This window comes from Pantoea sp. GbtcB22, assembly GCF_019091025.1.
In the GTDB taxonomy this organism is placed as follows: Bacteria; Pseudomonadota; Gammaproteobacteria; order Enterobacterales; family Enterobacteriaceae; genus Pantoea; species Pantoea leporis.
The window spans coordinates 1,131,626-1,157,501 of record NZ_JAGXKB010000001.1; the positions used below are offsets into that span (position 1 = coordinate 1,131,626).

General features: G+C 55.1%; 29 protein-coding genes. 13 read left to right on the plus strand and 16 right to left on the minus strand.

Annotated elements, in window-relative coordinates; translation table 11 throughout:
* Window positions 1-14 precede the first annotated feature (14 nt).
* Both aat and infA read left to right on the plus strand, forming a co-directional pair.
* On the plus strand, window positions 15-707 hold the full coding sequence (gene aat, locus KVT28_RS05315; RefSeq protein ID WP_101760971.1) for a leucyl/phenylalanyl-tRNA--protein transferase: 693 nt from the start codon (window positions 15-17) through the stop codon (window positions 705-707).
* 346 nt (window positions 708-1,053) lie between these two features.
* Window positions 1,054-1,272 (plus strand): translation initiation factor IF-1, encoded by a 219-nt coding sequence (gene infA / locus KVT28_RS05320; RefSeq protein ID WP_002211347.1) that lies wholly within the window; start codon window positions 1,054-1,056, stop codon window positions 1,270-1,272.
* Between the two features lie 90 nt (window positions 1,273-1,362).
* On the opposite strand, the gene clpA is transcribed toward infA, so the two are convergent.
* Both clpA and clpS read right to left on the minus strand, forming a co-directional pair.
* Window positions 1,363-3,642, minus strand: coding sequence for an ATP-dependent Clp protease ATP-binding subunit ClpA (gene clpA / locus KVT28_RS05325; RefSeq protein WP_064740732.1), 2,280 nt, complete (start codon window positions 3,640-3,642; stop codon window positions 1,363-1,365).
* A 55-nt stretch (window positions 3,643-3,697) separates the two neighbouring features.
* Window positions 3,698-4,018, minus strand: a complete 321-nt coding sequence (gene clpS / locus KVT28_RS05330; protein ID WP_007887621.1) for an ATP-dependent Clp protease adapter ClpS — start codon at window positions 4,016-4,018, stop codon at window positions 3,698-3,700.
* A gap of 323 nt (window positions 4,019-4,341) precedes the next feature.
* Between clpS and cspD the strand changes: the two genes are divergently transcribed.
* Window positions 4,342-4,569, plus strand: a complete 228-nt coding sequence (cspD, locus tag KVT28_RS05335; RefSeq protein WP_007887624.1) for a cold shock-like protein CspD — start codon at window positions 4,342-4,344, stop codon at window positions 4,567-4,569.
* Between the two features lie 92 nt (window positions 4,570-4,661).
* On the opposite strand, the gene KVT28_RS05340 is transcribed toward cspD, so the two are convergent.
* Window positions 4,662-6,302, minus strand: coding sequence for an ATP-dependent endonuclease (locus KVT28_RS05340; RefSeq protein ID WP_217547557.1), 1,641 nt, complete (start codon window positions 6,300-6,302; stop codon window positions 4,662-4,664).
* Between the two features lie 137 nt (window positions 6,303-6,439).
* Here KVT28_RS05340 and KVT28_RS05345 point away from each other — a divergent pair, with 137 nt between their 5' ends.
* From KVT28_RS05345 to ltaE, 3 genes are all read left to right on the plus strand, one after another.
* Window positions 6,440-7,336, plus strand: coding sequence for a lysine exporter LysO family protein (locus tag KVT28_RS05345; protein WP_217547094.1), 897 nt, complete (start codon window positions 6,440-6,442; stop codon window positions 7,334-7,336).
* A 103-nt stretch (window positions 7,337-7,439) separates the two neighbouring features.
* The gene (poxB, locus tag KVT28_RS05350) at window positions 7,440-9,161 is read left to right on the plus strand and encodes a ubiquinone-dependent pyruvate dehydrogenase (protein ID WP_192234431.1); all 1,722 of its coding nucleotides are present in this window, start codon (window positions 7,440-7,442) and stop codon (window positions 9,159-9,161) included.
* 67 nt (window positions 9,162-9,228) lie between these two features.
* Window positions 9,229-10,230, plus strand: a complete 1,002-nt coding sequence (gene ltaE, locus KVT28_RS05355; RefSeq protein ID WP_217547097.1) for a low-specificity L-threonine aldolase — start codon at window positions 9,229-9,231, stop codon at window positions 10,228-10,230.
* A gap of 37 nt (window positions 10,231-10,267) precedes the next feature.
* Here the strand turns inward: ltaE and KVT28_RS05360 are convergent, their stop codons facing one another.
* Together KVT28_RS05360 and KVT28_RS05365 are read right to left on the minus strand one after the other, a co-directional pair.
* Window positions 10,268-11,092 carry an N-acetylmuramoyl-L-alanine amidase gene (locus KVT28_RS05360; RefSeq protein WP_217547100.1) on the minus strand — a complete coding sequence of 275 codons (825 nt, stop codon included), beginning with the start codon at window positions 11,090-11,092 and terminating at the stop codon, window positions 10,268-10,270.
* Window positions 11,092-11,412, minus strand: coding sequence for a heavy metal-binding domain-containing protein (locus tag KVT28_RS05365; RefSeq protein WP_007887640.1), 321 nt, complete (start codon window positions 11,410-11,412; stop codon window positions 11,092-11,094). The genes KVT28_RS05360 and KVT28_RS05365 overlap by 1 nt, the downstream gene beginning before the upstream one ends.
* 98 nt (window positions 11,413-11,510) lie before the next feature.
* Here KVT28_RS05365 and KVT28_RS05370 point away from each other — a divergent pair, with 98 nt between their 5' ends.
* From KVT28_RS05370 to artJ (KVT28_RS05395), 6 genes are all read left to right on the plus strand, one after another.
* Window positions 11,511-12,050 carry a lipoprotein gene (locus KVT28_RS05370; protein ID WP_217547102.1) on the plus strand — a complete coding sequence of 180 codons (540 nt, stop codon included), beginning with the start codon at window positions 11,511-11,513 and terminating at the stop codon, window positions 12,048-12,050.
* Window positions 12,051-12,289: 239 nt separating this feature from the next.
* The gene (artP, locus tag KVT28_RS05375) at window positions 12,290-13,018 is read left to right on the plus strand and encodes an arginine ABC transporter ATP-binding protein ArtP (RefSeq protein ID WP_101760978.1); all 729 of its coding nucleotides are present in this window, start codon (window positions 12,290-12,292) and stop codon (window positions 13,016-13,018) included.
* Window positions 13,019-13,033: 15 nt separating this feature from the next.
* On the plus strand, window positions 13,034-13,765 hold the full coding sequence (gene artJ, locus KVT28_RS05380) for an arginine ABC transporter substrate-binding protein (RefSeq protein WP_008102446.1): 732 nt from the start codon (window positions 13,034-13,036) through the stop codon (window positions 13,763-13,765).
* Between the two features lie 6 nt (window positions 13,766-13,771).
* Complete coding sequence (gene artQ / locus KVT28_RS05385; protein WP_217547104.1) at window positions 13,772-14,485, plus strand: arginine ABC transporter permease ArtQ; 714 nt, start codon at window positions 13,772-13,774, stop codon at window positions 14,483-14,485.
* A gap of 2 nt (window positions 14,486-14,487) precedes the next feature.
* Window positions 14,488-15,156 carry an arginine ABC transporter permease ArtM gene (gene artM / locus KVT28_RS05390; RefSeq protein WP_008102451.1) on the plus strand — a complete coding sequence of 223 codons (669 nt, stop codon included), beginning with the start codon at window positions 14,488-14,490 and terminating at the stop codon, window positions 15,154-15,156.
* Between the two features lie 134 nt (window positions 15,157-15,290).
* Window positions 15,291-16,022, plus strand: a complete 732-nt coding sequence (gene artJ, locus KVT28_RS05395; RefSeq protein WP_101760980.1) for an arginine ABC transporter substrate-binding protein — start codon at window positions 15,291-15,293, stop codon at window positions 16,020-16,022.
* Window positions 16,023-16,085: 63 nt separating this feature from the next.
* On the opposite strand, the gene rlmC is transcribed toward artJ (KVT28_RS05395), so the two are convergent.
* From rlmC to KVT28_RS05445, 10 genes are all read right to left on the minus strand, one after another.
* The gene (rlmC, locus tag KVT28_RS05400; protein WP_217547107.1) at window positions 16,086-17,222 is read right to left on the minus strand and encodes a 23S rRNA (uracil(747)-C(5))-methyltransferase RlmC; all 1,137 of its coding nucleotides are present in this window, start codon (window positions 17,220-17,222) and stop codon (window positions 16,086-16,088) included.
* Window positions 17,223-17,270: 48 nt separating this feature from the next.
* Entirely contained in the window at window positions 17,271-17,738 is a 468-nt protein-coding gene (locus KVT28_RS05405; RefSeq protein WP_217547109.1) for a YbjO family protein, read from the minus strand.
* 74 nt (window positions 17,739-17,812) lie between these two features.
* Window positions 17,813-18,658 (minus strand): putrescine ABC transporter permease PotI, encoded by an 846-nt coding sequence (gene potI, locus KVT28_RS05410; RefSeq protein WP_101760983.1) that lies wholly within the window; start codon window positions 18,656-18,658, stop codon window positions 17,813-17,815.
* Window positions 18,655-19,611: a putrescine ABC transporter permease PotH gene (gene potH, locus KVT28_RS05415; RefSeq protein WP_110865826.1), complete on the minus strand. Its 957-nt coding sequence runs from the start codon at window positions 19,609-19,611 to the stop codon at window positions 18,655-18,657. Before potH ends, potI begins: the two co-directional genes overlap by 4 nt.
* A 9-nt stretch (window positions 19,612-19,620) precedes the next feature.
* Window positions 19,621-20,754 (minus strand): putrescine ABC transporter ATP-binding subunit PotG, encoded by a 1,134-nt coding sequence (gene potG / locus KVT28_RS05420; protein WP_158238594.1) that lies wholly within the window; start codon window positions 20,752-20,754, stop codon window positions 19,621-19,623.
* A gap of 114 nt (window positions 20,755-20,868) precedes the next feature.
* Window positions 20,869-21,978: a spermidine/putrescine ABC transporter substrate-binding protein PotF gene (gene potF / locus KVT28_RS05425; protein ID WP_101760986.1), complete on the minus strand. Its 1,110-nt coding sequence runs from the start codon at window positions 21,976-21,978 to the stop codon at window positions 20,869-20,871.
* A 371-nt stretch (window positions 21,979-22,349) separates the two neighbouring features.
* A complete protein-coding gene (locus KVT28_RS05430) occupies window positions 22,350-22,829 on the minus strand; it encodes a YbjN domain-containing protein (protein ID WP_008102469.1) in 480 nt (159 codons plus the stop codon).
* 87 nt (window positions 22,830-22,916) lie between these two features.
* Window positions 22,917-23,819: a 30S ribosomal protein S6--L-glutamate ligase gene (gene rimK / locus KVT28_RS05435; RefSeq protein WP_137385472.1), complete on the minus strand. Its 903-nt coding sequence runs from the start codon at window positions 23,817-23,819 to the stop codon at window positions 22,917-22,919.
* A 17-nt stretch (window positions 23,820-23,836) separates the two neighbouring features.
* Complete coding sequence (gene nfsA, locus KVT28_RS05440; RefSeq protein ID WP_101760988.1) at window positions 23,837-24,559, minus strand: oxygen-insensitive NADPH nitroreductase; 723 nt, start codon at window positions 24,557-24,559, stop codon at window positions 23,837-23,839.
* Window positions 24,560-24,575: 16 nt separating this feature from the next.
* A complete protein-coding gene (locus KVT28_RS05445; RefSeq protein WP_101760989.1) occupies window positions 24,576-24,827 on the minus strand; it encodes a DUF1418 family protein in 252 nt (83 codons plus the stop codon).
* Window positions 24,828-25,008: 181 nt separating this feature from the next.
* Between KVT28_RS05445 and KVT28_RS05450 the strand changes: the two genes are divergently transcribed.
* Entirely contained in the window at window positions 25,009-25,272 is a 264-nt protein-coding gene (locus KVT28_RS05450) for a GrxA family glutaredoxin (RefSeq protein WP_007887673.1), read from the plus strand.
* 33 nt (window positions 25,273-25,305) lie between these two features.
* Here the strand turns inward: KVT28_RS05450 and ybjM are convergent, their stop codons facing one another.
* Window positions 25,306-25,677, minus strand: coding sequence for an inner membrane protein YbjM (gene ybjM / locus KVT28_RS05455; protein ID WP_217547111.1), 372 nt, complete (start codon window positions 25,675-25,677; stop codon window positions 25,306-25,308).
* Window positions 25,678-25,876: the final 199 nt, after the last annotated feature.

The window sequence follows — 25,876 nt, forward strand, 5'->3', positions numbered from 1 at the left end:
GTGTGATTGATGCAATGAGACTGATACAGCTTTCACGAGATTCATTAAATTTCCCACCACCGGAAATGGCGCTGCGCGAGCCCAATGGATTATTGGCGATGGGCGGCGATCTCTCCCCTGCCCGCCTGATGAATGCTTATCAGCGAGGCATTTTTCCGTGGTTTTCTCCTGGCGATCCGATTCTCTGGTGGTCGCCGGATCCCCGCGCGGTAATGCTGCCAGAATCTTTCCATCTCAGCCGCAGTATGGCGCGCTTCCATAAGCGCTCACCGTATCGCGTCACCATGAATCATGCGTTTCCGCAGGTGCTGGAAGGCTGCGCCAGCGGCCGTCAGGAAGGGACATGGATCACTTTCGAAGTGAAACGTGCGTGGTTGCGGTTGTACGAACTGGGCCACGCACATTCGATTGAAGTCTGGTGCGAGCAGCAACTGGTCGGCGGGATGTATGGCCTGGCGCTGGGGCAAATTTTTTGCGGTGAATCGATGTTCAGCCGTCAGGAAAATGCCTCGAAAACAGCGCTCTGGGTGTTCGCGCAACATTTTCTGGCGCATCAGGGCCGGCTGATTGATTGTCAGGTGCTGAATCCGCATACCGCTTCCCTCGGTGCGGTGGAAATTCCTCGCGTTGATTATCTGCAGTACGTGCAAACGCTGGCGTGGCAACCGGTTTCCGAGAGTTGCTGGCACACTCAAACCCTTTTTTGACATCGGTCACCGATGTTTTGCACACAATTCCCGACAAAAGTGATACAATAAGCGAGTTTGGTATGTCGTCCGCGCTTCGCTGTGGCGAGCCGGAATTGCCAGGTTGGGAATCACACACATTTCCCGAAGCTGTTTTGATTGTGCAACTGATGCCGATTGCTACAGATTCTTAGCCCGCTAATCCCCCGCAGACGTCAAAAAACACCCTAATTTATCCGTACTGCACGCGCAACGGCGCGACGCACGGCGAAGCGTTGGCAAAATCATCAACGGTTCTTTACATAAATCATGGAATTCGGCATTATCTTGCCGGTTCAACAGTTTGGTAGTACACCCAGAGGATTCGATGGCCAAAGAAGACAATATTGAAATGCAAGGTACCGTACTGGATACGTTACCGAACACCATGTTCCGCGTAGAGCTTGAAAACGGGCACGTGGTTACCGCTCATATCTCCGGTAAAATGCGCAAAAACTATATCCGCATCCTGACGGGCGACAAAGTGACTGTCGAGTTGACCCCGTACGACCTGAGCAAAGGCCGCATTGTCTTCCGTAGTCGCTAAGTAGATATTTCTATCTCGCGCTGATGGCACAAACTTAGCGCAAAAAAAAGGCCGGATTCGCATCCGGCCTTTTTCATATCTGCAAAACGCTTAGTGTACTGTACCTTCGGTTTTACGTTTTTCCGCACTCAGGAAGTGATAAGTAAGCTGGTTTTTATCTTTATCCAGCGCTACTGATACCGATCCACCATCAACCAGCGAACCAAACAGCAGTTCATTCGCCAACGGTTTCTTCAGATTTTCCTGTACGGCACGTGCCATCGGACGCGCACCCATCGCTTTATCGTAGCCTTTATCAGCCAGCCAATCGCGCGCATCATCGCTAACTTCCAGCGATACGCCCTTCGCATCCAGCTGAGCCTGCAACTCGACGATAAACTTATCCACTACCTGATGAATCACTTCCTGAGACAGGTGACGGAACCAGATAATGTTATCGAGACGGTTACGGAACTCTGGGGTGAAGATCTTTTTGATCTCTTCCATCGCGTCAGTACTGTTGTCCTGATGAATCAGGCCAATCGACTTACGTTCAGTCTCACGCACACCGGCGTTGGTGGTCATCACCAGCACCACATTGCGGAAATCTGCTTTACGACCGTTGTTATCGGTCAGCATACCGTTGTCCATCACCTGCAGCAGCAGATTGAAGACATCCGGGTGCGCTTTCTCGATCTCATCCAGCAGCACCACAGCGTGCGGATGTTTAATCACCGCATCAGTCAGCAAACCGCCCTGATCGAAGCCAACGTAGCCCGGAGGCGCACCAATCAAACGGCTGACGGTGTGACGTTCCATATACTCGGACATATCAAAACGCAGCAGCTCGATACCCAGCGCTTTTGCCAGCTGGACGGTAACCTCTGTTTTACCGACACCGGTTGGGCCCGCAAAAAGGAAGGAACCGACCGGTTTACGATCCTGGCCCAAACCTGCACGGCTCATTTTGATCGCTTCAGTCAGTGCTTCAATCGCATTATCCTGACCAAACACCAACATTTTCAGGCGATCGCCGAGATTTTTCAGCGTATCACGATCGGTTTGTGACACGCTCTGCTCAGGAATACGCGCAATACGTGCCACCACCGTTTCAATATCCGAAACGTTAACGGTTTTCTTACGCTTGCTGACGGGCACCAGACGCGCACGCGCACCGGCTTCGTCAATCACGTCAATCGCTTTATCCGGCAGATGACGATCGTTGATGTACTTCACCGCCAGCTCCACCGCCGCACGCACCGCTTTGGCGGTATAACGCACGTCATGGTGCGCTTCGTACTTCGGTTTCAAGCCGTTAAGAATTTGCACGGTCTCTTCCACAGAAGGCTCGGTGATATCGATCTTCTGGAAACGACGCGCCAGCGCACGATCCTTCTCAAAAATGTTGCTGAATTCCTGATAGGTCGTTGAACCCATCACGCGAATTTTGCCGCTGGAGAGCAACGGTTTAATCAGGTTCGCCGCATCCACCTGGCCACCCGATGCCGCACCGGCACCGATAATGGTATGAATTTCATCAATAAACAGGATGCTGTTACTGTCCTGCTCCAGCTGTTTCAGCAGCGCTTTGAAGCGTTTTTCAAAATCACCACGGTATTTGGTACCCGCCAGCAGCGAACCGATGTCGAGTGAATAGATGGTGCACTCTTTCATCACTTCCGGTACGTCGCCCTGCACAATGCGCCAGGCAAGCCCTTCGGCAATCGCGGTTTTACCCACGCCCGATTCCCCCACCAGCAGCGGGTTATTCTTACGACGACGGCATAACACCTGAACAGTACGTTCCAGCTCTTTATCGCGGCCGATCAGCGGATCGATTCCGCCGACACGAGCAAGCTGATTAAGATTGGTGGTGAAGTTTTCCATACGATCCTCCCCGCCTGCTTGCTCTTCGTTAACCGGATTCTCCGCATTGTTCTGCGGCTGGCCGGGTTCGTCTTTACGCGTACCATGGGAGATGAAGTTCACCACATCGAGACGGCTCACTTCGTGTTTGCGCAGCAGATAAGCCGCTTGCGACTCCTGCTCGCTGAAAATCGCGACCAGCACGTTCGCGCCTGCGACTTCGCTGCGACCGGAGGACTGGACGTGGAATACCGCGCGCTGCAGCACACGCTGGAAGCTGAGCGTAGGTTGGGTATCGCGCTCCTCTTCACTGGCAGGCAGCACCGGCGTGGTTTGTTCGATGAAGGCTTCGAGTTCCTGACGCAGAGCCACGATATCCACCGAACAGGCTTCCAGTGCCTCTCTGGCCGACGGGTTACTGAGCAATGCCAGCAACAGATGCTCGACGGTCATAAACTCATGACGGTGCTCGCGCGCTCTGGCGAAAGCCATATTTAAACTGAGTTCCAGTTCTTGATTGAGCATTTGGCACCTCCCCCAATTATCGCTCTGACAACCTATCTCCTATATGGAGATGGCTTCAGGCTTTTTCTAGCGTACACAGCAACGGATGTTCATTATCTCGTGCGTAATTGTTCACCTGGGCTACTTTGGTCTCCGCCACTTCTGCAGTGAATACACCACAGATTGCTTTTCCATGGTAGTGAACTTTCAACATCAGCTGCGTTGCACGTTCAATATCATAAGAAAAGAACTTTTGCAGAACGTCAATAACAAATTCCATAGGTGTATAATCGTCATTATTCAGAATGACTTTATACATTGAAGGCGGCTTTAACCCTTCGCGTACTTTATCTTCGGCTAGATGTTCAAAATTAAGCCAGTCGTTTGTGTTTGCCATAATGTTCCGTCGAAATTCTGCGTTACGGTTGTGCACATCTCTGCGCCCATTCCTAAAGTTTAACATGCCTGTCAAGCCGGTTTTCAGTTGATAAAAACTGGCCCTAAAAGCACATGCGCGACCTGTATCACAAAATTTGCAATAGCGTTAACTGCCTCAAATTTTGATGAATTTATCCCCGTCCGCCAGGGCCGTTTGCTTGACGGTAAGGTCCGTTTCTCTACATTCTACTAACACAAGCTGATTGAGTTTTAAACAAACTCGACTCACAGCTTCGATGACCTCACCTACTTATCAAAATGTCTTGCGAGGGAAGTAAAAGCATGGAGACGGGTACAGTAAAATGGTTCAATAACGCCAAAGGCTTCGGGTTTATCTGTCCGATTAGCGGCGGCGACGATATCTTCGCACACTACTCCACGATTCAGATGGAGGGATACAGAACGCTGAAAGCTGGCCAGCAGGTTCAGTTTGATGTCCATGAAGGACCAAAAGGCAATCATGCCAGCCTGATCGTGCCCTGTGAAGCCACGCAAGCCGCGGTCGCTTAACGCGCATGCTGTTTCACGTATTCTGACCACTCCCGAAAAAAAATGCCAGCCGCAGACGCTGGCATTTTTATTTGGCGCATCTCACCCTTTCCTCAATCCGCCCGGCCGCGAGCCAACCACATCACGCGCGCAAACAGCTGATCCAGCAACGGCGGAACCGCCTGCGGCCCGCGTTCAGCCGCAGCCATCGCGACGGCAATCGCCAGCTCAGGTTTCGAGCTGTGCTGAATGGCTTTACTAATAATACGCCGCGTGTTCATCGGCGCGTTTAACGGCAGGTGCGCCGTCTGGTAATAAACATCGCTGAAACCCTGCTTAAAGAGAAAATGTTCAATATCCGGTGCCGGAAACTGCGTGAGATGATCGCTTTCCCGTGCCGCCGACGGCAGCTGGCTGCGGGCAGTAGCCGCATATTTGCTGCCCGCCTGGTCGCCGTCGGTCAGCACATGCCAGGCGATGCCCATGCGTTGGGCGAACTTCAGCAGCGGTTTCAAACCCGATTGCGCAAACTCAATGACTTTCACCCCTTCCGCCGCGAAGTGATAGCCACGCTGCCGCGCCAGTTCATTGATAATCCACACTTCGGTCTCGCCTTCCACCAGCAGCCAGCAGCGGGCAAACAGCGCCGACGGACGATTCACGCGGATGTGGAAACCGATACGGCGACTCTCTTCAGCACTTAAACCTTCAGACCCAATGCGCCATGCCGCCACCCGCGTGGATTCACGCACCAGCCGACACATATTTTCCAGTGGCACCTGCGATAGCAGTTCACCCGAGTTGGTGGTGGCGATTTTTTGTAGCGGCATCAGTTCCAGTAAATTCCACGCCACCGACAGCATAATGGGATGCAGCCGCGTCTCCGGATCTTCCACCAGCAGCAGCGGATGCGCGCCCGCCGGCAGCTGTTCATTGCCGTGCGCCTGAATCAACAGCGAGAACATGTGCAGCAGAATCACCTGACGACTGCGTGATTCGGTGCCGGCAATCAGGTGATTAAGTTTATCCAGCGATCGCCAGCCTTCGCTGCCATCGCGAACTTCCGGTGCCACGCGCGGCGCGCTGCTGCCTGACTGCTGCACCAGAAAATAGTGTTCCAGCAGCTGCTGCATAGTATGCAATCCCTGACGCAGCAGATCGTCACTCAGCGTTTGCGGACGCACCACCAAATCGCGCGTCAGCTTTTCCACTTCCTGCGCCAATGCCGTAAGCGTCGTCGCGCGCCGCTCCGCATCGTTGTCAGCATGGCGGTTACGACGGCCAAAACGCGCATCGCGTAAACGCAATACCGGATAATAAGCGCGCAGATGTGCCAACGCTGCGTCGGTGCCTGCCGCTGGCAACACATCGTTATGCTGATCGATGAAACGCCAGCTGGTTTTTACACCCTGATCCTGACGTTTAGCACGCGTGCTGAAACGGATATAGCGGCCATGCTCATCGTGCTGCCAGAAGGGCTGAAACAACGCACTCTCATCATCGCTCTGGGCACGAAAACGAAATACCAGCTGCAACTGGCGCATGCGGGCATCAATATCGCCGGGCGGGAAGTGAAAGTCGTGTTCGGTAAACTGATAAGGCTCGGCGGCGGGCGCCAGCAACAGCGTCAATGCATCGAGCAGGCTCGATTTACCCCAGGCATTTTCCCCAATCAATACATTGGTGTTGGTCAACGGCAATGACAGCCGATTAATACCGCGAAAACCGTGAATATCGATATGTTCCAGAATCATCATACATTCCATCTGCTACTTTGCCTGAGCATGGTCCGCCACGCTGCGTTGGTCAAGTCAGCGCCAGGGGAAAAAGTTTACACTTCAACCGTTTTTCGCTAGCGTGGCAGCCCGCAAATCATGGATAGAAACCTCACATGTACGGATTGATTATCATCCTTTTGCCGCTGATTTTCGGCTATCTGCTGCCGCTGCGCCACACCACGCTTTTACAGGCGGTTGCCCGCACGCTGAGCGCGCTGGTCTACATCATTCTGTTCTTTATGGGCACCAGCCTGGCATTCCTCGATAACCTGAGCAGCAATTTGCTGGCCATTTTCCACATCGCGCTGGTGAGCATGCTGAGCATTCTTGCCTGCTCGCTACTGGCGCTGTGGCTGCTGGAGCGACGCTGGCCGTGGCGTCATCAGCACAAGCCACAAGCGCTGCCGTCGCGTCTGCATATGGCGCTGGAGTCGCTCAAGCTGTGCGGTTCGGTGCTGGCGGGCTTTCTGCTCGGTTTGAGTCAATGGGCGCCGCTGCGTAACGCCTCGACCATCAGTGAATACGCCTTGATGCTGATGCTATTGCTGGTCGGTATTCAGCTGCGCAGCAGCGGCATGACGCTGCGTCAAATCACCATCAACCGTCGCGGCATGCTGGTGGCGCTGGTATCGCTGTGCAGTGCGCTGGTGGGCGGCGTAATGGCCGCGCTGCTGCTGGATCTGCCGATCAAAACCGGCCTGGCGTTAGCCAGCGGTTTCGGCTGGTATTCGCTCTCCGGCATTCTGATGAGCGAATCGTTCGGCCCGGTGATAGGCAGCGCCGCCTTCTTCAACGACCTGCTGCGTGAGCTGATCACCATTATGCTGATCCCGCTGCTGATAACCCGTCAACGCAGCATGACGCTGGGCTTGAGCGGCGCAACCTCGATGGATTTCACGCTGCCAATCCTGCAACGCACCGGCGGCATGGAGATCGTGCCCGCTGCGATTGTGCACGGTTTTATTATGAGTTTGCTGGCGCCAATCCTTATCGCCCTGTTCTCGGCATAACGCATTTTTTCACGCCTGCACGCCAGCTTCATCGTCTACGCTTTCTGACTGACACGTTTTCGCCATCGGCATGGATGGCTCAACACCAGAAAGGAGCATAACGATGAAGCAAACTGTGGCGGCAATGCTGGCAAAAACTTTGGAAAACGCCGGCGTGAAACGTATTTGGGGCGTCACCGGTGACTCTCTCAACGGGCTGAGCGACAGCCTGAATCGCATGGGCACCATCGAATGGATGCCGACGCGCCATGAAGAAGTGGCAGCCTTCGCGGCCGGCGCTGAAGCACAAATCAGCGGCGAATTGGCGGTATGCGCCGGTTCCTGTGGACCGGGCAACCTGCATCTCATCAACGGCTTGTTTGATTGCCACCGCAATCACGTTCCGGTTTTGGCCATCGCCGCCCACATTCCTTCCAGCGAAATTGGTAGCGGCTATTTTCAGGAAACCCACCCACAAGAATTATTCCGCGAATGCAGCCACTATTGCGAGCTGGTTTCCAATCCGGAGCAGCTGCCGCAGGTGCTGGGCATTGCGATGCGTAAAGCGATTCTCAATCGTGGCGTATCAGTGATTGTGATCCCCGGGGACGTGGCGTTGCAGCCGGCCCCGGAAAGCGCACGCAGCGAATGGTATCCGCCGCAGTTGCCGCACGTGGTGCCAACCGCCCGCGAAGTGGCCGCGTTAGCTGAAACGCTGAATGCAGCGAAAAATATCACCCTGCTGTGCGGTAGCGGTTGCGCTGGCGCGCATGACGAAGTGGTGAAGCTGGCAGAAACGCTGAAAGCGCCGATTGTGCACGCGATGCGCGGTAAAGAGCACATCGAATATGATAACCCTTACGATGTCGGCATGACCGGATTGATTGGCTTCTCTTCTGGTTTCCACGCCATGATGAATGCCGATACCTTAGTGCTGCTGGGGACGCAATTCCCCTACCGCGCCTTCTATCCGGCCGATGCCAAAATCATTCAGATCGACATCAATCCGGGCAGCCTTGGCTCACACAGCCATGTGGATATGGCGCTGGTGGGTGACATCAAAACCACCTTGCATGCGCTGCAGCCGCAGCTCACCAGCAAAACCGATCGTCAGCATTTGGACAAAGCGCTGGAGCATTATGTCGATGCGCGCAAAGGGCTGGACGAACTGGCCACCGCTAACGATAAGCTGGCGATTCACCCGCAATATCTGGCCCAGCAAATCAGCGAATACGCCGATGACGACGCCATCTTTACCTGCGACGTCGGCACGCCAACCGTGTGGGCAGCGCGCTATCTGAAGATGAACGGCAAACGTCGTTTGATCGGCTCGTTCAATCACGGTTCGATGGCCAACGCCATGCCGCAGGCGTTGGGCGCGCAGTCGCTGGACAAGCAGCGTCAGGTGGTGGCGCTGTGTGGCGACGGCGGTTTTAGCATGTTGATGGGCGATTTCATTTCGGTGGCGCAGCTCAAGCTGCCGGTGAAACTGGTGATCTTCAATAACAGCGTGCTGGGCTTTGTGGCGATGGAGATGAAAGCCGGTGGCTATCTGACCGACGGCACTGACCTCGAAAACCCTGATTTCGCCGCCATCGCCGCCGCCTGCGGCATCAAAGGCATTCGCGTTGAGAAAGCCTCCGATCTTAACGGCGCGCTGCAGGAAGCCTTTGCGCACGATGGCCCGGTGTTGCTTGACGTGATTACCGCCAAAGAAGAGTTGTCGATGCCGCCGCAGATTAAAGCCGAGCAGGCCAAAGGTTTCAGCCTCTACATGATGCGTGCCATTCTGAATGGACGCGGTGATGAGATCGTGGAGCTGGCGAAAACCAACTGGCTGAGGTAAAACAATTCAGGCCAGACATGATGATAACGCGGGCACTTCGCCCGCTTTTTTATTTCAGGAGAGCGACGTGATCGATCTACGCAGTGATACCGTAACCCGCCCGAGTGCTGCCATGCTCGATGCCATGATGGCAGCCGAAACCGGCGATGATGTCTACCGCGATGACCCCACCGTACACGCACTGGAAGTCGAAGCCGCACGCTTGAGCGGCAAAGCCGCCGCCCTGTTCTTCCCCACCGGCACGCAAGCTAATCTGGTAGCGCTGCTGTGTCACTGCCAGCGCGGCGATGAATATATCGTGGGTCAGCAGGCGCACAACTACAAATATGAAGCCGGCGGCGCAGCGGTGCTTGGCAGCATTCAGCCACAGCCAATTCTGCATGCGGAAGATGGTTCCCTGCCGCTGGCGGAGGTGGCCGCCGCCATCAAACCCGACGATTTCCACTTCGCCCGCACCCGTCTGTTGAGCCTGGAAAACACCCATCACGGTAAAGTGCTGCCGCTCAGCTATCTGGAGCAAGCGTGGACTCTCACCCGCGAGCATAAGCTGGCGCTGCACATTGATGGCGCACGTATTTTTAACGCCGTGGTGGCACAGAATGTGGAGCTGGAAGCGATTGCGCGTTACTGCGACACCTTAACCATCTGCCTGTCAAAAGGCCTTGGCACGCCGATTGGTTCGCTGCTGTGTGGCGATGAGGCCTACATTGAGCAAGCGCGTCGCTGGCGCAAAATGACCGGCGGCGGCATGCGCCAGTCGGGCATTCTGGCCGCGGCGGGGTTGTATGCGTTGAAGCACAATGTCGCGCGTCTCAAAGAGGATCATGATAATGCGGCATGGTTAGGCGAGCAGCTCAGCGCCATCGGTGTTGAAGTGCTCAATCAGCACACCAACATGCTGTTTGTGAAGGTGCCAACAGAGAAAGTTGACGCGCTGAAAAGCTGGATGCAGTCGGGCGATGTGCTAATCAGCGTTGGGCCCGTAACGCGTATTGTCACGCATCTGGATGTCAGCCGTCAGGATCTGCAACGGCTGGTGGCGCACTGGCAGGCATTCCTGCAGCAGTAAACAAACGGCCGCCATTTATGGCGACCAATGCCGCGTATCACTGCGCCGCACCGTACTTCGCTAGTAACGCGCGGGCGATCGCCAGGGTTTCTGCATCGGCGATGCCGCGATAATCACGCGGGCGGAAATGCATTTGAAACGCCGCAATCAGCTTGCGCTGCATCTGCGGCGTGGTCGCCGCCGCCACGTCGTAGCCATAGCGCTGCAGCGCATCCAGCAGTTCTGCCTGATCCACGCCTTCATCCGCCGCGCGTCCGTTAAGATAGCGCTGCACCGTTGCCTGCTCGGGCCAAGCGCCTAAACCGTGCTCTGCCAGCTGCTGCCAGGGAAACAGCGGACCGGGATCCTGCTTACGCTGCGGCGCGATATCGCTGTGCCCGACCACATTTTCCGGCGCGATGCCGTAGCGCTGAGTGATATCTTTGACCAGCGCCATCAGCGCGCTGATCTGCTGCGGCGTAAAGGGCTGCCACTGCAAACCCGTTAAGGTTCGACGATAACCACTGTTGACGATTTCAATACCAACCGAAGTGTCATTAATGCGCGTTGCGCCGCGCCAGAAACTCGGGCCTGCGTGCCACGCGAGTTGGCTTTCCGGCACCAATTGCCACACCACGCCCTTGCCGTTTTTCTGCGGCGGATTCTGCGGAATCAGGTAGTGCGCGCTAACTTCCCGATCGGTCAGCGTCGCCAGCGAATTGGAGAAATCCTCAGCGGTGTAATGAATAACCACCACCTTAATACGCGGCCGCGCGCCCTGCGCCGGATGCGCGGTATCAACCCAGTAACCGTGGCGCGCTTCAATCGATGACTGACAAGCGCTAAGTAACAGCGCCACCGCCAGCAGGACAACCACGCGCATTAGCGAATAATCACGGCGGTGCCGGTGACGCTCACCATCAACATGCTGCCCTCTTTGCCGACAGTTTCGTAGTCGATATCGATGCCCACCACCGCGTTGGCGCCGAGCGCTTTCGCCTGCTCTTCCAGCTCTTTGAAGGCGATCTGGCGCGCTTTGCGTAACTCTTTTTCGTAGGCGCCAGAGCGGCCACCGACGATATCGCGGATACCGGCGAAGAAATCGCGGAAAATATTGGCGCCGAGAATCGCTTCACCCGCGACCACGCCGCAATATTCACTGATGCTGTGTCCTTCCAACGTGGGCGTTGTAGAAAATTTCATGATGTTCTCCTTTTCTGAATCAGCTCGTAGCGCTTAAAAGCAAGGCTATACTCTATGCTAAAAATGGCGCTTTGCCAGTGAACAATAAGGAAATCGAGATGAGAAACAATGCCTTTGCGCTGCTTATTCCCGCAGCGTTGCTGCTAAGTGCTTGTACCACCGTTGAACCAGTGATTAAGGATAATGGCCCGCGCACCGCTGCCTGCGTTGACGGGGGTCCGGACGGCGTGGCGCAACAGTTCTACGATTTACGCGTTAGCCAGCCGACGCAAGGTTTGCCAGACAGCAACACGCTGGCGAAATATCGCCCTTACCTGAGCGATCGCCTGTATCAAAAGCTGCTGAGTGCCAGCAGCCAGAATCCGAAACCAGCGGCGTGGACCCGCGGCGATCTCTTTTCCAGCCTGGCGCAAGGCCCAACTTCAGCGGACGTGGCCAGCGCATCCACCATTCCTAACCGCGACGCGCGCAATATTCCGCTGCGGGTTGAGCTGAGCCGCGACAGCAAAACCTGGCAAGATGAAGTGCTGATGATCCACGAAGGCACCTGCTGGGTGGTTGATGATGTGCGTTATGTCGGCCAGGTGCCCCACGCTGGCGGCGGTTCGCTGACGCAGTTGCTGGAAGCGAAAAAGTAACCGTTCACTTTTCCCGCCGTTAATACCATTGTTTAGCGCGCCGCATCCTTGCGGCGCTTTTTGTTGATATTTTGTGAACAAAACAGGGCTTGCCAGCCCTCATCCACCTTGAGTTGCGCGATTTTGTGCTACGCTTTGGAGGTTTCACTGCTCTTTAATAAATATTAACCCACCACAATTGCATAACTATTCTGGTGACGTTAAAATCCGCGACACTAATTACTATTCATTTTTTGCGCATGAGTATTCAACTAAACGCCATAAACTGTTTTTACGGTACCCATCAGGCCCTGTTCGATATCAACCTGGCTTGTCCGCAGGGTGAAACGCTGGTGTTGCTCGGCCCGAGTGGCGCGGGTAAAAGTTCGCTCCTGCGCGTCCTCAACTTGCTGGAGCAACCGCGCTCCGGCAGCCTACAGATTGCCGGCAACCAGTTTGATTTCACCAAAGCCCCTTCCGACAGCGCGATTCGCGAGCTGCGGCAGAACGTGGGCATGGTATTCCAGCAATATAATCTGTGGCCGCACCTGAGCGTGCTGCAAAACCTGATTGAAGCGCCGTGCCGCGTGCTCGGCCTCAGCAAGGACGCCGCGCGTGCGCGTGCTGAAAAGCTGCTGGACCGTCTGCGCCTGACGCCTTACGCCGATCGCTTCCCGCTGCATCTTTCCGGCGGCCAGCAGCAGCGCGTAGCGATTGCCCGTGCGCTGATGATGGAGCCGCAGGTGCTGCTGTTTGATGAACCGACCGCTGCGCTCGATCCCGAAATCACCGCCCAGATCGTCAGCATTATTCGTGAGCTGGCACAGACCAACATCACACAAGTGATCGTGACGCACGAAGTGGAAGTGGCGCGTAAAACCGCCAGCCGCGTGGTGTATATGGAAAACGGTCACATTGTTGAGCAAGGCGATGCCAGCCACTTTACACAGCCGCAAACCGACGCGTTTGCTAATTATCTTTCGCATTAAGTCAGGATGCTTCTAATGAAAAAAGTTGTAATTGCTGCCCTCCTTGCTGGCCTGAGCCTGAGCGCTTCAGCGGCACAGACATTGCGTTTTGCTACCGAGGCTTCTTATCCTCCGTTTGAATTCGTCGACTCTGATAACAAAATTCAGGGCTTTGATGTCGATCTGGCTAACGCGCTGTGTAAAGAGATGGATGCGACCTGCACCTTCACTAATCAGGCGTTCGATAGCCTGATCCCCAGCCTGAAGTTCCGTCGTTTTGACGCGGTGATGGCAGGCATGGACATCACGCCAGATCGTGAGAAGCAAGTGCTGTTCTCCAAGCCGTACTACGACAACTCTGCCATCTTCATCGCGCAGAAAGGCAAAATGGCTGACGTGGCCGCGCTGAAAGGCAAACGTGTAGGCGTGCAGAACGGCACCACACACCAGAAATACCTCTCTGACAAACACAGCGACATCACCGTTGTGCCTTACGACAGCTACCAGAACGCGGTGCTGGATCTGAAAAATGGTCGTATCGATGCGGTATTCGGTGACACCGCCGTGGTCAACGAGTGGCTGAAGCAGAACGCCAACCTCGCGCCGCTGGGTGAGAAAGTGACGGACAAAGATTACTTCGGTACCGGTTTGGGTATTGCTGTGCGTCAGGGCAACAGCGAGCTGCAGGGCAAGTTCAATGCGGCGCTGGAGAAGATCAAAGCTGACGGCACCTACAAAACCATCTACAGCAAATGGTTCCAGCAGTAATTTCTGATGAATGAAATGATTCCACTCGCAAGCGCCGCCGGTATGACCGTCGGCCTTGCCGTTTGTGCACTGATCGCCGGCCTTGTGCTGGCGATGATTTTTGCTGGCTGGGAATCGCTGCGCTGGAAACCACTGGCGTGGCTCGGTACCGCGCTGGTCACACTGATTCGCGGCCTGCCGGAAATTCTGGTGGTGCTGTTTATCTATTTCGGCGCCTCACAGCTGCTGCTAACGCTCTCCGATGGCTTCCACATCAATCTCGGCCTGTTCGCTATTCCGGTGCAGGTGCAAATTGAAAACTTCGACGTCAGTCCCTTCCTGTGTGGTGTGATTGCGCTGGCGATGCTCTATTCCGCCTATGCATCACAAACCCTGCGCGGCGCGCTGAAAGCGGTGCCGGTGGGTCAATGGGAATCGGGCCAGGCGCTGGGGATGAAGAAGTCGGCGATTTTCCTGCGCCTGATCATGCCGCAGATGTGGCGTCACGCGCTGCCCGGTTTGGGTAACCAATGGCTGGTGCTGCTGAAGGATACTGCGCTGGTATCGCTGATCAGCGTGAATGATCTGATGCTGCAAACCAAAAGTATCGCTACGCGCACGCAAGAGCCGTTTACCTGGTATCTGGCGGCGGCGGCGATCTATCTGATTATCACGCTGTTCAGTCAGTTCGTGCTGCGCCGCATTGAATTGCGCACCACGCGTTTCGAGCGAGGGGCTTAAGCATGCTGGATTACTTACCCGAGCTGCTGAAAGGGCTACACACCAGCCTGACGCTGACCGTGGCATCGCTGATTGCGGCATTGGTGCTCTCTGTACTTTGCACCATCGTGCTGGCGCTCAAAGTGCCGGTGCTCAATTGGCTAGTGAAAGGCTATATCACGCTGTTCACCGGCACGCCGCTGCTGGTGCAGATCTTCCTGATCTATTACGGTCCCGGCCAGTTCCCCAGCATCCAAAACATTCCCTGGTTGTGGCATCTGCTGTCGCAGCCGTGGCTGTGTGCGCTGCTGGCGCTGTCGCTCAACAGTGCGGCTTATACCACGCAGCTGTTTTACGGTGCGGTGCGCGCCATTCCGTCCGGTCAATGGCAATCCTGCGCGGCGCTCGGCATGAACCGCAAAGATACGCTGCGCATTCTGCTGCCGTACGCCTTCAAGCGCGCCTTGTCGTCCTACTCCAACGAAGTGGTGCTGGTATTTAAAAGTACCTCGCTGGCCTACACCATTACGTTGATGGAAGTAATGGGCCACGGACAACTGCTGTATGGCCGCACTTACGATATCTCGGTATACGCTGCCGCTGGCCTGATCTATCTGGTGGTTAACGGCTTGCTGACGCTGATGATGCGTCTGGTCGAGAAGCGTGCGCTGGCATTTGAGCGTCGTAACTGATTTATTCCCTGCGGGCGCACTAAAAAAGCGCCCGCTGTTCGTTTAAATTAATAAGCAAAAATATTGCATATAAATTCATTAACTGGCATCGTGTAACCCGTTCCGTCTCTGGCATGGTTTACAGGAGTTACATAATGAAAAAATGGATCGTTGCTGCTGCGCTGGCAACTCTAGCAATGAATGCTTATGCGGCGGAAAAAATCCGCTTCGCCTCTTCCGCCACTTATCCCCCGTTCGAATCCCTTGATCACGACAACCAAATCGTAGGCTTCGATATCGATTTGGCAAAAGCACTGTGTCAGCAGATGAAAGCGGATTGCACCTTCACCAACAACGCCTTCGATAGCCTGATTCCGTCGCTGAAATTCCGTCGCTATGACGCAGTGATTTCCGGCATGGATATCACCGCCGATCGCAGCAAGCAGGTCGATTTCACCCAACCTTACTACGCTAACTCGGCGATTGTGATTGCGCATAAAGGCCAGTTCACCGACTTCAGCCAGCTGAAAGGCAAACGTGTTGGCGTTGAGAACGGCACCACACATCAGAAATACCTGCTGGAGAAACATCCGGAGGTGATTGCGGTGGCGTATGACAGCTATCAGAACGCGATTCTCGACTTGAAAAACGGTCGCCTGAACGGCGTGTTTGGTGATACGGCGGTGGTGAATCAGTGGCTCAAGGCCAATGACGATCTTAGCGCGGTAGGCGAGCACATCACCGATACCGACTTCTTTGGCACCGGTTTAGGTATCGCGGTACGCAAAGGCAATGCGCCGCTGCTGAACGAGCTGAACAGCGCGTTAGTGGCATTGAAAGCCAACGGCACCTGGCAGCAAATCAACCAGAAGTGGTTCCCGGAATAAGCATTATGGGATGGCGGAGCGTGCTGCCTGCCAGGTTCTGCACGTCCTCCGTGCAGGTGAACGTTACGCCGTCCCACCCTTCTTGCTCAGCAAGCACAGCACTTCAAAATGCGCGGTATGCGGGAACATGTCGAACAGCTGTACGCGGCTCACGTCATAATCAGCCAGACGCGCGATATCCTGCGCCATGCTGCTGGGATTGCAGCTGGAATAGAGAAGGTAATCCGGCGCCATCTCACTGAGATAAGCACACAACTCTGCGCCAATACCGCGACGTGGCGGATTCACCAACACCAACTGCGGCACCGCTTCCCGTGAAGTGGCGAACTGCGTGGAATCCAGCGCGGCAAAACTCACTTTTTCTAATCCCAGCTGCTGCGCCGACTGCTGCGCACAGGTGATGGCTTCAGCATTGATTTCGATGCCGGTCAGCTGCATTTCGGGCGTTGCGCAGTGCAGGCCAAATCCCCCAACGCCACAAAACAGATCCCACATGCTGCTCACCGGCAACTGCGCGACCCAATCGCGCGCGGTGGCATAGAGATCGGCCGCAACCTGTGGATTGGTTTGGAAGAAGCTTTGCGGGCGAATATAGAGCGGAACCTGATTAAAGCGCTCCGCCAGCGCCTGATCCGGCGTCAGCGCAATCTCTTCGTCGCCTTCAAGAATCGCCATATGCACCGGCTGAATATTGGCGGAAATCACCTTCAGCTGCGGCAGTTGGTGTTGCAGCCACGGCAAGGCGTCACGCAGCTGCTGCAGCTTGCTGGTGGAACGCAGCACAAAACGCAGCATCATGCCGCCCTGCGTACTCTCCGTCAGCAGCAGAAATTTCAGCTCACCGCGTTTACGCGCCACGTTATAGGGCGTTAAACCGGCGCGGGCGATAAAGGGTTTGAGCTGCGCGAACACCGCACTGAAGCTGTCAGGATAGAGCGGGCAAGCGCAGAGATCGACCGGTTCACCGTCGCGCGCCACCATGCCCAAAATCGGCCGCTCTACGCTCCCGCTGACTACCATTTTGGCCTTATTGCGAAACCCTTGCTGCGCGGATTGCACCGGCGGCAGCCATTCGCCCACCGGCTTTTCAGCCAGCAGTTGTTCAAGCAGCGACTGCTTGTCGTTGAGCTGTTGCGGATAGGGTTTTTCCAGCCACTGGCACGAACGACAGCGACCGGCATCATAAAGCGCGCAATGCATGCAAATGCCTGTTTTCAGAATCGGGAGAAAAAATGGGGGGCGATTGTATCACCGGCGCCGGAAAAAAGCGCGACTGCTGGCGGGCACATACAGCAGCCCTAATACCAACACATCCGGGAGCTTTTGCAGCAGCGTGTGATGAATGATTTGCGCATTACTCTCACCGGGAATGCTAAAAATTTCCGGGTAGATCCAGCCCACCGATGCCATCAACATGTAGATCAGCACAATGATTTGCGTCGCGACATAGCCCCAGCGCCCACGATTGTTGCCGCGCATCAGAATAAAGGCGCAGCGCAGTTCAAACAGGAAAATCAGCTGGCTAGCGATAAAGATCAGGGTAGAATCCCAGGCTTGCGCGCTGCGATGCACGAAGTTGGCGAGTTCGTCGTAACCCAGTTCGTTGGCCAGCATCAACACGCTGAGGCAACGCGTAATGATGATAGCGCTGCCCGCCACCATCACGGGCACCGGTGTAGCGTTAATCATTGAACCGTGTTTCAGGGTTTCCGACATGGTGTCGCTCCGTAACCATAATAAAACGGGCCGATAAAATCAGCCCGTTCTTATAGTGACAAATGTTACGGCTTTCAGCCACGTTTTGCTTTCTGAATATCGCGTAAACGCTGCTTTTCTTCGTGCGCCATAAAGCGCCAGGCGATAAAACCAACTAAACCGACGACAAACAGAATCAGCGAGGCTAAAGCATTGATCTCCGGATTGACGCCACGACGCACAGTGGCGAAAATCGCCATCGGCAAGGTGGTCGCGCCTGGGCCGGTCACGAAGCTGGCAATCACTAAATCGTCCAGCGACAAGGTAAACGCCAGCAGCCAGCCGGTAACGATCGCGGGCGCGATCATCGGTACGGTGATCACAAAGAACACTTTCACCGGCGTTGCGCCGAGATCCATCGCCGCCTCTTCAATTGAGCGATCCAGTTCACGCAGACGCGAATTGATCACCACCGCCACGTAAGCAGTACAGAAGGTCACGTGCGCCAGCCAGATGGTCAGCATGCCGCGATCGCTCGGCCAGCCAAGGGTGTTGCCCATCGCCACAAATAGCAGCAGCAAGGACAAACCGGTGATCACATCAGGCATCACCAGCGGCGCCGTCAGCATAAAGGCGAAGCCGTTGTGTCCACGGAAGCGGCCAAAGCGCACAATCACCACCGCCGCCATGGTGCCGAGCACCACCGCCATGGTGGCTGAGAGCGCGGCGATGGTCAGGCTGAGTCCCACCGCATCCAGCATCGCCTGATCCTGGAACAATACGTTGTACCAGTGGAACGAGAAGCTCTCCCATACCGTGACCAGCGGCGAACTATTGAAGGAATAAACCACCAGCAGCAGCATCGGCGCATAGAGGAACATAAAGCACAGCAGCAAAATCACAGTGCGCCACGGAGAGCGAATAGTCGGTAACTGGCTCATTCTTTCTCTCCCACTTCACGATTCTGATGCTTGTGGAACCAGATAATCGGCAATATCAGAATCAGCAGGATGATCACCGCCAGCGCGGACGCTACCGGCCAGTCACGGTTGTTAAAGAACTCCTGCCACAAAATACGCCCAATCATGATGCTGTCCGGACCGCCGAGCAGTTCCGGGATCACGTACTCGCCGACCGCCGGAATAAACACCAGCATTGAGCCGGCAATAATCCCGCCTTTGGTCAGCGGCACAATCACGCTGAAAAAGGTCTTCAGCGGACGTGCACCGAGATCCAGCGAGGCTTCCACCAGCGAATAATCTATACGCGTCAGCGCGGTATAAATTGGCAGCACCATAAACGGCAGATAGCAGTAAACGATCCCGATATACACCGCCGTGTTGGTGTAGAGGATCACCAGCGGATGATCGATAATGCCGAGCCACATCAGGAAGCGGTTGAGAATGCCGTTGTTGTTGAGCAGGCCCATCCACGCGTAAACGCGCACCAGGAACGAGGTCCACGATGGCAGGATCACCAGCAGCAGCAAAATAGTGCGCATTGACGGCTTGCTGTGCGCCACCGCCCACGCCAGCGGGTATCCGATCATCAGGCAGATAATGGTGGAGATGCCCGCCACTTTCAGCGACGTCAGGTACGCATCGGCATACAGCGGATCGTCGGTCAGCGTGAAGTAATTACCGAGATTGAGTACCAGATTGAGCTGACCATCGGCCCAGGTGACCAAATCGGTGTACGGCGGAATAGCGCGCGCAATATCGGCAAAGCTGATCTTCAGCACGATCAGGAACGGCAGCAGGAACAGCAGGATCAGCCACAGATATGGCATGGCAATCACCAGCTTGCGGCCGTGCTGCATCTTGATGCGCGTCGCCCAGCGCTGCAGCGGCGTGCCCACCACTTCGGGCTCGCTGCGTTGAGAAATCTGGCTCATATCGCCCCCTTAAACCGTCAGAACCACACAGCTGTCGGCGTCCCAGCAGAGACGCACTTCATCGCCCCACGTTGGCGCGCCTTTGCGGTAGCGGTGGGCGTTTTGCAACTGTGCGCTGATCATCTGGCCGCTGCGCAGGCGCACGTGATAAATCGACAGGTCGCCGAGATAGGCGATATGCACCACTTCACCTACGGCAAAGTTACAGCCATCGGCAGGCACCTCTTCGCACAGCATCACTTTTTCCGGACGCAGCGCCACATGGACCGGCACGTTATCGACGACAGAAACATCGGTCTGCACTTTCAGCGGATGCACCAGGCCCGGCGCATCGATGATCAGCGCGTCTTCACCGCGTTCGCGCAGTAAGCCTTCGAACACGTTTACCGAACCGATGAACTCGGCGCTGTAGCGGCTGGTGGGATGCTCGTAGATCTCTTCCGGCTCACCAATCTGCACAAATTTACCGCGGTTCATGATGGCGATGCGGCCCGCCATGGTCATCGCTTCTTCCTGATCGTGCGTCACCATTACGCAGGTGGCGCCGACGCGCTCGAGAATATCGACCACTTCGTGCTGCATGCGGTCACGCAGCTTTTTATCCAGTGCGCCCATCGGCTCGTCGAGCAGCAGCAGTTTGGGCCGCTTCGCCAGGCTACGCGCCAGCGCCACACGCTGACGCTGGCCGCCAGAGAGCTGATGCGGCTTACGCTTCGCGAACTCCTGCATATGCACCAGCGACAGCATCTCTTCAACGCGGCTGCTGATTTCGCCTTTCGGCAGTTTGTCCTGCTTCAGGCCAAAGGCGATGTTCTGCTCCACCGTCATGTGCGGGAACAGTGCGTAGGACTGGAACATCATGTTGATCGGGCGCTGATAAGGCGGAACATGGGAGAGATCCTGGCCATCCAGCACGATCTGGCCGCTGGTGGGCGGTTCGAATCCCGCCAGCATGCGCAGCAAGGTCGATTTACCACAGCCGGATGCGCCCAGCAGCGCAAAAATCTCACCTTTGTAAATGGTCAGACTGACATCATCCACGGCGTGCTGGCCGTCAAACGATTTAGTCAGGTTGCGAATTTCCAGCAGCGGCGTCATCGCCTTAGCCGTTTTATTTGGGGGGCGGGGAATCGCGTCGTTCACTAACATTTCTCCGGCGCTAAAATCGCGCGGCACAGCCAGCCGCTAAAAATGGCACAACAGAGGCCATTACTGCGCCTCTGCTGTCGTCTTCAGGCAATAATCGTTCAGAACGAATTACTTACCACTTTTTACTTTAGTCCATGCACGGGTGCGCACACGATCCAGTTTCGGATCCTGGACCTTGAGCACAAACAGTTTGGCCATGGCATCCGGCGTTGGGAAAATGCCCGGATTGTTGCGCACGTCCGCATTGATCAACGGCAGCGAGGCTTTGTTACCGTTGGCGTAGTTCATGTTGTTGGAAACGTCAGCGATGACTTTGGGATCCATCATGTAATTAAGGAATTGGTAGGCGCCTTCCACATTTTTCGCGTCTTTTGGAATCGCGAACATGTCAAAGAATGCCAGTGCGCCCTGCTTTGGCACGATATAGCCGACATGCACGCCATTGTTGGCTTTGTCCGCACGATCTTTCGCCTGCAGGATATCGCCCGACCAGCCAATCGCCACGCAGATGTTGCCGTTCGCCAGGTCGTTGATGTACTGCGACGAGTGGAAGTAACGGATGTTCGGACGCAGTTTCAGCAGCAAATCAGTGGCTGCGCCAGAGTAATCTTTCGCGTCAGAGCTGTTGGGATCTTTGCCAAGGTAGTTCAGCACAGTAGCGAAAATCTCTTCCGGCGCATCAAGGAAGGAAACCCCACAGCCTTTCAGTTTTTCCAGGTTTTCCGGTTTCAGCACCAGATCCCAGCTATCCAGCGGCACATCTTTGCCCAGTGCGGCTTTCACTTTATCGACGTTATAGCCGATGCCGGTGGTGCCCCACAGATAAGGAATCGCAAATTTGTTACCCGGATCGTGCTGCTCCAGTTTCTTCATGAGATCGGGATCAAGGTTTTTGTAGTTCGGCAGCTTGCTCTTATCCAGCTCCTGGAATACGCCGGATTGCAGCTGACGCGCGAGGAAGCTGGAAGACGGCACCACCACGTCATAACCGGTGCTACCGGCCATCAGTTTACCTTCCAACACCTCGTTGGAATCAAAGACGTCATACACCACTTTATCGCCGGTCTGCTTTTCGAAGTTCGGCACGGTATCCGCCGCGATATAATCGGACCAGTTATACACATGTACCGTACTGCCTTCGGCCTGCACACCGCCGGCCGCAGCCATCAATGCACCAGCAACCACACCTGACAACCATTTTTGACGTTGGTTGAACATGTTTTACTTCCTCCTGAGCGGGTCATCACAACGCTGCATACACGGCGATCCGGACGTTGCGTTTTCTGTTAAATCACAGGCACACAATGAATCAATATTCAGCGGGAGTTTAATAGCAAAAACCTATACCTGCGCTGAGGTTGCACGTCTCAAGCAGCCCCGCAAGAATAGCCCCCCCGCACCACCTTCACCAGATCTCAGCTTAAAAAAGCCTTTTTGCGATGAGTTATGCATGTTTCTGCTATGGGGTTTGGCACTAGTGGCATAAAGCACGACTAATATCTGGCAATAAAGGGCAAAGTGCAGAATAAAAAGTGGTGGGGCAAAAATGAAAACTGCCGCAAAAAGCGGCAGTTAGCGAGGCGGGGAACTCAGTGCAGCATCGCGTGGCTGCTGGAGCTCGGCTGTCGCTCCTCTTCTTCTTCAACCACCAGCAGGTGGTTAGCAAAGGCTTCCATGATTACCATAGAAACGCCCTCTTCACTCTGCTTCATAAAGTGGGAGAACTGCCCGAAGGTTAATCCGGCGCTGGTACTGATCGACTGGCAGACAATCAGCTTCGGCAGATTGTCGTCCTGAATATCAACAAAGGCTTTAATCGTTAGCGAACTGGCATTGATCTGCGAGAGATCGCCCACCAGCGGAATCAGCGCCGTAGGTTTTACTTCTGCCAGCGCGGAGAAGAGGATAACGTTATCCACCAGGTCAATTTTTGCATCAAACACCCCGTCAAAATTCTGCATGTGCGGCAGGTGCAGTGCCTGACAGGCATCGCATTCGAACCAGGTGATATTTTGTTGATCCAGCCAGCGACGCAGTACGTCAATGTCCGGAACGACCAGTGAATCCATCGTAATATCCTGTGGGGTGAAGAAATAAGCGCCTTAGCTTACGGAAAAACCGATCTGGATGCCACGAAAACCGCTGAAAAGCGCCGGTTAGCCGCCGGTTTTAGGACGATAGCCGGGACAAGCGTGCTGCTCAATCCACGTGATCATCATGGTGGCGATATCTAAACCGGTAATGCCCTCAATCCCTTCCAGTCCCGGCGAGGCGTTCACTTCCATAACCAGCGGACCACGCTGGGCGCGCAGGATATCCACACCGGCCACTTCCAGCCCCAGCGTACTGGCGGCTTTCACCGCGATTTCGCGCTCCTGTTCAGTGATCTCCACCGCACGCGCTTTGCCGCCGCGATGCAGATTGGAGCGAAAATCGCCCTCTTTCGCCTCGCGCTCAATCGCTGCCACCACTTCATTGCCAATCACCAGGCAGCGAATATCGCGTCCTTGCGCTTCCTTGATGAACTCCTGCACCAGAATATGGGCATTGAGGCCACGAAAAGCGTCAATCACGCTCTCCGCTGCCTGCCGCGTTTCCGCCAGCACCACACCGATGCCCTGTGTGCCCTCCACCAGTTTCACCACCAGCGGCGCACCGCCCACCATCGCGATCAAATCATCAGTATCATCCGGCGAAGAAGCAAAACCGGTGATCGGCATATCAATGCCCTCACGCGCCAGCAGCTGCAGCGAACGCAGTTTGTCGCGCGCGCGGGTAATGGCCACCGATTCATTGAGTGGATAGCTGCCGCGCACTTCGAACTGACGCAGCACCGCGGTGCCATAAAAAGTGGTAGCGGTGCCGATGCGCGGGATCACCGCATCAAAATGCCCCAGCGCCTCGCCGCGATAGTGCACCGCAGGCGAATCGGAATTGATGTTCATGTAGCAGGAGAGCGGATCGATCATCTGCACTTGATGGCCACGCTCCTCCGCGGCGTCGCGCAGACGCTTACACGAATAGATCGATCCATCGCGAGTGAGAATGGCCATTTTCATTACAGAGTTCCTTGTGCTTAGCGCGTCGCCCAGCCCTGCTGATGCAGGTAATCCAGTATGAAGGGACGCGTTTCTTTGATAATCAGACGCTGAATCAGCTGACTCCAGGTTTCGGAACGCTGGTTGCTATCACGCTGCTGATAATAGGCGGTAATTTGCTCATCGTATTGCGCCAACAGATTTTTATCGACTGCATGATAGCGGTTTTCATGTACCAGCATCGCGTGCGGCATGCGGGGTTTAACATCGGGTGTATCAGCCGGATGACCGATGCAGAAGCCGAACAGCGGCAGCACAAACTTCGGCAGTTCAAGCAGCTCGGTCACTTCAGCGATGCTGTTGCGAATCCCGCCAATAAATACGCCGCCAAGGCCCAGCGATTCCGCCGCCACCATGGCATTTTGCGCCATTAGCGCGGTATCAACGCAACCGAGCAGCAGCTGTTCAGCACGCCCCAGTTGCGCATCCGGGCAGATCTGTTGATGACGATTGAAATCCGCGCAGAACACCCAAAACTCCGCCGCCGCGCTGACCCAAGGCTGGCCGCCGGTCAGCTGGACCAGCTGCTCGCGCTTAGCGGGATCGGTGATACGAATAATTGAGGAGCACTGTAAAAAGCTGGAGGTCGAAGCCGCTTGTGCCGCTGCAATGATGGCGCTGCGTTGCGCCTCGTCAATGCCCTGTTCGGTAAAAGCGCGAATGGAACGGTGGCTGCACAGTAAATCGATAGTCGGCGTCATAAATTCTCTCCGGTGGTTACTTCTTTTTGTTGGAATGATTGAACAATTGCGGGGCCATCGCCTTCGCCGTGCGCCACATCATCATCCATGCGGCAGGCAGCATCAGCGCGATACCAAGAAAAAACAGCAGCGTCGCCAGCGGCTTTTTGGCGATGAAATCAGGTGCGCTCACCCAATCGTTGGTAAGCAACAAGGCGCCAATCACGGCAAGCACGCCGAGCACTTCGAGCAGCAACACGGGTTTGGGTAATGTGGCGAGATTACGCATGCGATGGTTCCTTGATTGTTCTTTCAGCGTTAGCCGCATTTTACCCGATGTATAGGCGGTAAGTATTAGAGTAACAGGTATATTCTTCTTCCTTTAAGCAGGATGGGCGGGCATGATGTGACGCATTATTCACGCTGTGATGTGATTCTAGTCACAAAACAGCAGCGGAAGGAGAGAAGCAATGATTGCAGTGATTTTTGGCCGTTCTAGCTGCCCTTACTGCGTACGTGCGAAAGAGTTGGCGGCTAAGCTGACCAGCGAGCGCGACGATTTTAACTATCAGTACGTGGATATTCAGGCCACCGGCATTACTAAAGCCGATCTGGAAGCCCGTGCCGGCAAGCCGGTGACAACCGTGCCGCAGATTTTCCTCGACGATCAGCACATCGGTGGTTACACCGAATTCGCTGCCTGGACCAAAGAAAACCTGGGTATCGAAGCCTAAGAGAACGGGCCTGCGGGCCCGTTTTTGCAGGTGCTATTCGGCTCGCATTGCCAGCATAATCCGCAGCAAGCGCACCAGCAGCGCACCACAACCCGCCCAAAACAGCGCACTCAAACTCCAGGCCACAATCAACAAGCCGCTGTGCGTCATTGGCACCGCCAGCATTAACCACATCATACCCAGCAGCGTACCGCCTAGTGCGACCCACAAGGTGCTGATAAGCGGACTTTCCGGCTGCAGTAGCGCCATCACACATCCCGGCAGTAAAAACAGCAGTAATTCTGGCTGTCCGCGAACGGCTTGTTCACTGGCGGCGGACCAGAAATGATGTGCATAAATAAACACCAGCGTATAAAGCATCACGCCCAGAATGGATGCTGGCCAGCGATTATTGCGCTGCAACATAATTATCCTCAACTTTGACGTTAACAATTATGAAACTTTTACTGCCCTGATGCGCACGACTGGAAATAAAAAGAAACAGCTGGAGGCGAAAGGAATGAAAACTGCCGATAGCTGAGGGTGTTAATTATGATTAGAATGACGCCGCTTTAGATTTCGGCTTGAACGCTTTTGTTGCAAGAACCTTAACGTTCGGCACAAG

What these genes read in the sequence shown, in the direction of transcription:
- ybjM (WP_217547111.1), bottom strand. Translation starts at nt 25,677, where the DNA reads ATGTTGCAGCGCAATAATCGCTGGCCAGCATCCATTCTGGGCGTGATG.
- artJ (WP_008102446.1), top strand. Translation starts at nt 13,034, where the DNA reads ATGAAAAAAGTTGTAATTGCTGCCCTCCTTGCTGGCCTGAGCCTGAGC.
- infA (WP_002211347.1), top strand. Translation starts at nt 1,054, where the DNA reads ATGGCCAAAGAAGACAATATTGAAATGCAAGGTACCGTACTGGATACG.
- nfsA (WP_101760988.1), bottom strand. Translation starts at nt 24,559, where the DNA reads ATGACGCCGACTATCGATTTACTGTGCAGCCACCGTTCCATTCGCGCT.
- aat (WP_101760971.1), top strand. Translation starts at nt 15, where the DNA reads ATGAGACTGATACAGCTTTCACGAGATTCATTAAATTTCCCACCACCG.
- KVT28_RS05345 (WP_217547094.1), top strand. Translation starts at nt 6,440, where the DNA reads ATGTACGGATTGATTATCATCCTTTTGCCGCTGATTTTCGGCTATCTG.
- KVT28_RS05445 (WP_101760989.1), bottom strand. Translation starts at nt 24,827, where the DNA reads ATGCGTAATCTCGCCACATTACCCAAACCCGTGTTGCTGCTCGAAGTG.
- KVT28_RS05450 (WP_007887673.1), top strand. Translation starts at nt 25,009, where the DNA reads ATGATTGCAGTGATTTTTGGCCGTTCTAGCTGCCCTTACTGCGTACGT.
- artQ (WP_217547104.1), top strand. Translation starts at nt 13,772, where the DNA reads ATGAATGAAATGATTCCACTCGCAAGCGCCGCCGGTATGACCGTCGGC.
- KVT28_RS05360 (WP_217547100.1), bottom strand. Translation starts at nt 11,092, where the DNA reads ATGCGCGTGGTTGTCCTGCTGGCGGTGGCGCTGTTACTTAGCGCTTGT.
- poxB (WP_192234431.1), top strand. Translation starts at nt 7,440, where the DNA reads ATGAAGCAAACTGTGGCGGCAATGCTGGCAAAAACTTTGGAAAACGCC.
- potI (WP_101760983.1), bottom strand. Translation starts at nt 18,658, where the DNA reads ATGAGCCAGTTACCGACTATTCGCTCTCCGTGGCGCACTGTGATTTTG.
- KVT28_RS05370 (WP_217547102.1), top strand. Translation starts at nt 11,511, where the DNA reads ATGAGAAACAATGCCTTTGCGCTGCTTATTCCCGCAGCGTTGCTGCTA.
- rimK (WP_137385472.1), bottom strand. Translation starts at nt 23,819, where the DNA reads ATGAAAATGGCCATTCTCACTCGCGATGGATCGATCTATTCGTGTAAG.
- rlmC (WP_217547107.1), bottom strand. Translation starts at nt 17,222, where the DNA reads ATGCATTGCGCGCTTTATGATGCCGGTCGCTGTCGTTCGTGCCAGTGG.
- KVT28_RS05340 (WP_217547557.1), bottom strand. Translation starts at nt 6,302, where the DNA reads ATGATTCTGGAACATATCGATATTCACGGTTTTCGCGGTATTAATCGG.
- potF (WP_101760986.1), bottom strand. Translation starts at nt 21,978, where the DNA reads ATGTTCAACCAACGTCAAAAATGGTTGTCAGGTGTGGTTGCTGGTGCA.
- KVT28_RS05365 (WP_007887640.1), bottom strand. Translation starts at nt 11,412, where the DNA reads ATGAAATTTTCTACAACGCCCACGTTGGAAGGACACAGCATCAGTGAA.
- clpA (WP_064740732.1), bottom strand. Translation starts at nt 3,642, where the DNA reads ATGCTCAATCAAGAACTGGAACTCAGTTTAAATATGGCTTTCGCCAGA.
- artP (WP_101760978.1), top strand. Translation starts at nt 12,290, where the DNA reads ATGAGTATTCAACTAAACGCCATAAACTGTTTTTACGGTACCCATCAG.
- artJ (WP_101760980.1), top strand. Translation starts at nt 15,291, where the DNA reads ATGAAAAAATGGATCGTTGCTGCTGCGCTGGCAACTCTAGCAATGAAT.
- artM (WP_008102451.1), top strand. Translation starts at nt 14,488, where the DNA reads ATGCTGGATTACTTACCCGAGCTGCTGAAAGGGCTACACACCAGCCTG.
- KVT28_RS05430 (WP_008102469.1), bottom strand. Translation starts at nt 22,829, where the DNA reads ATGGATTCACTGGTCGTTCCGGACATTGACGTACTGCGTCGCTGGCTG.
- clpS (WP_007887621.1), bottom strand. Translation starts at nt 4,018, where the DNA reads ATGGCAAACACAAACGACTGGCTTAATTTTGAACATCTAGCCGAAGAT.
- cspD (WP_007887624.1), top strand. Translation starts at nt 4,342, where the DNA reads ATGGAGACGGGTACAGTAAAATGGTTCAATAACGCCAAAGGCTTCGGG.
- KVT28_RS05405 (WP_217547109.1), bottom strand. Translation starts at nt 17,738, where the DNA reads ATGTCGGAAACCCTGAAACACGGTTCAATGATTAACGCTACACCGGTG.
- potH (WP_110865826.1), bottom strand. Translation starts at nt 19,611, where the DNA reads ATGAGCCAGATTTCTCAACGCAGCGAGCCCGAAGTGGTGGGCACGCCG.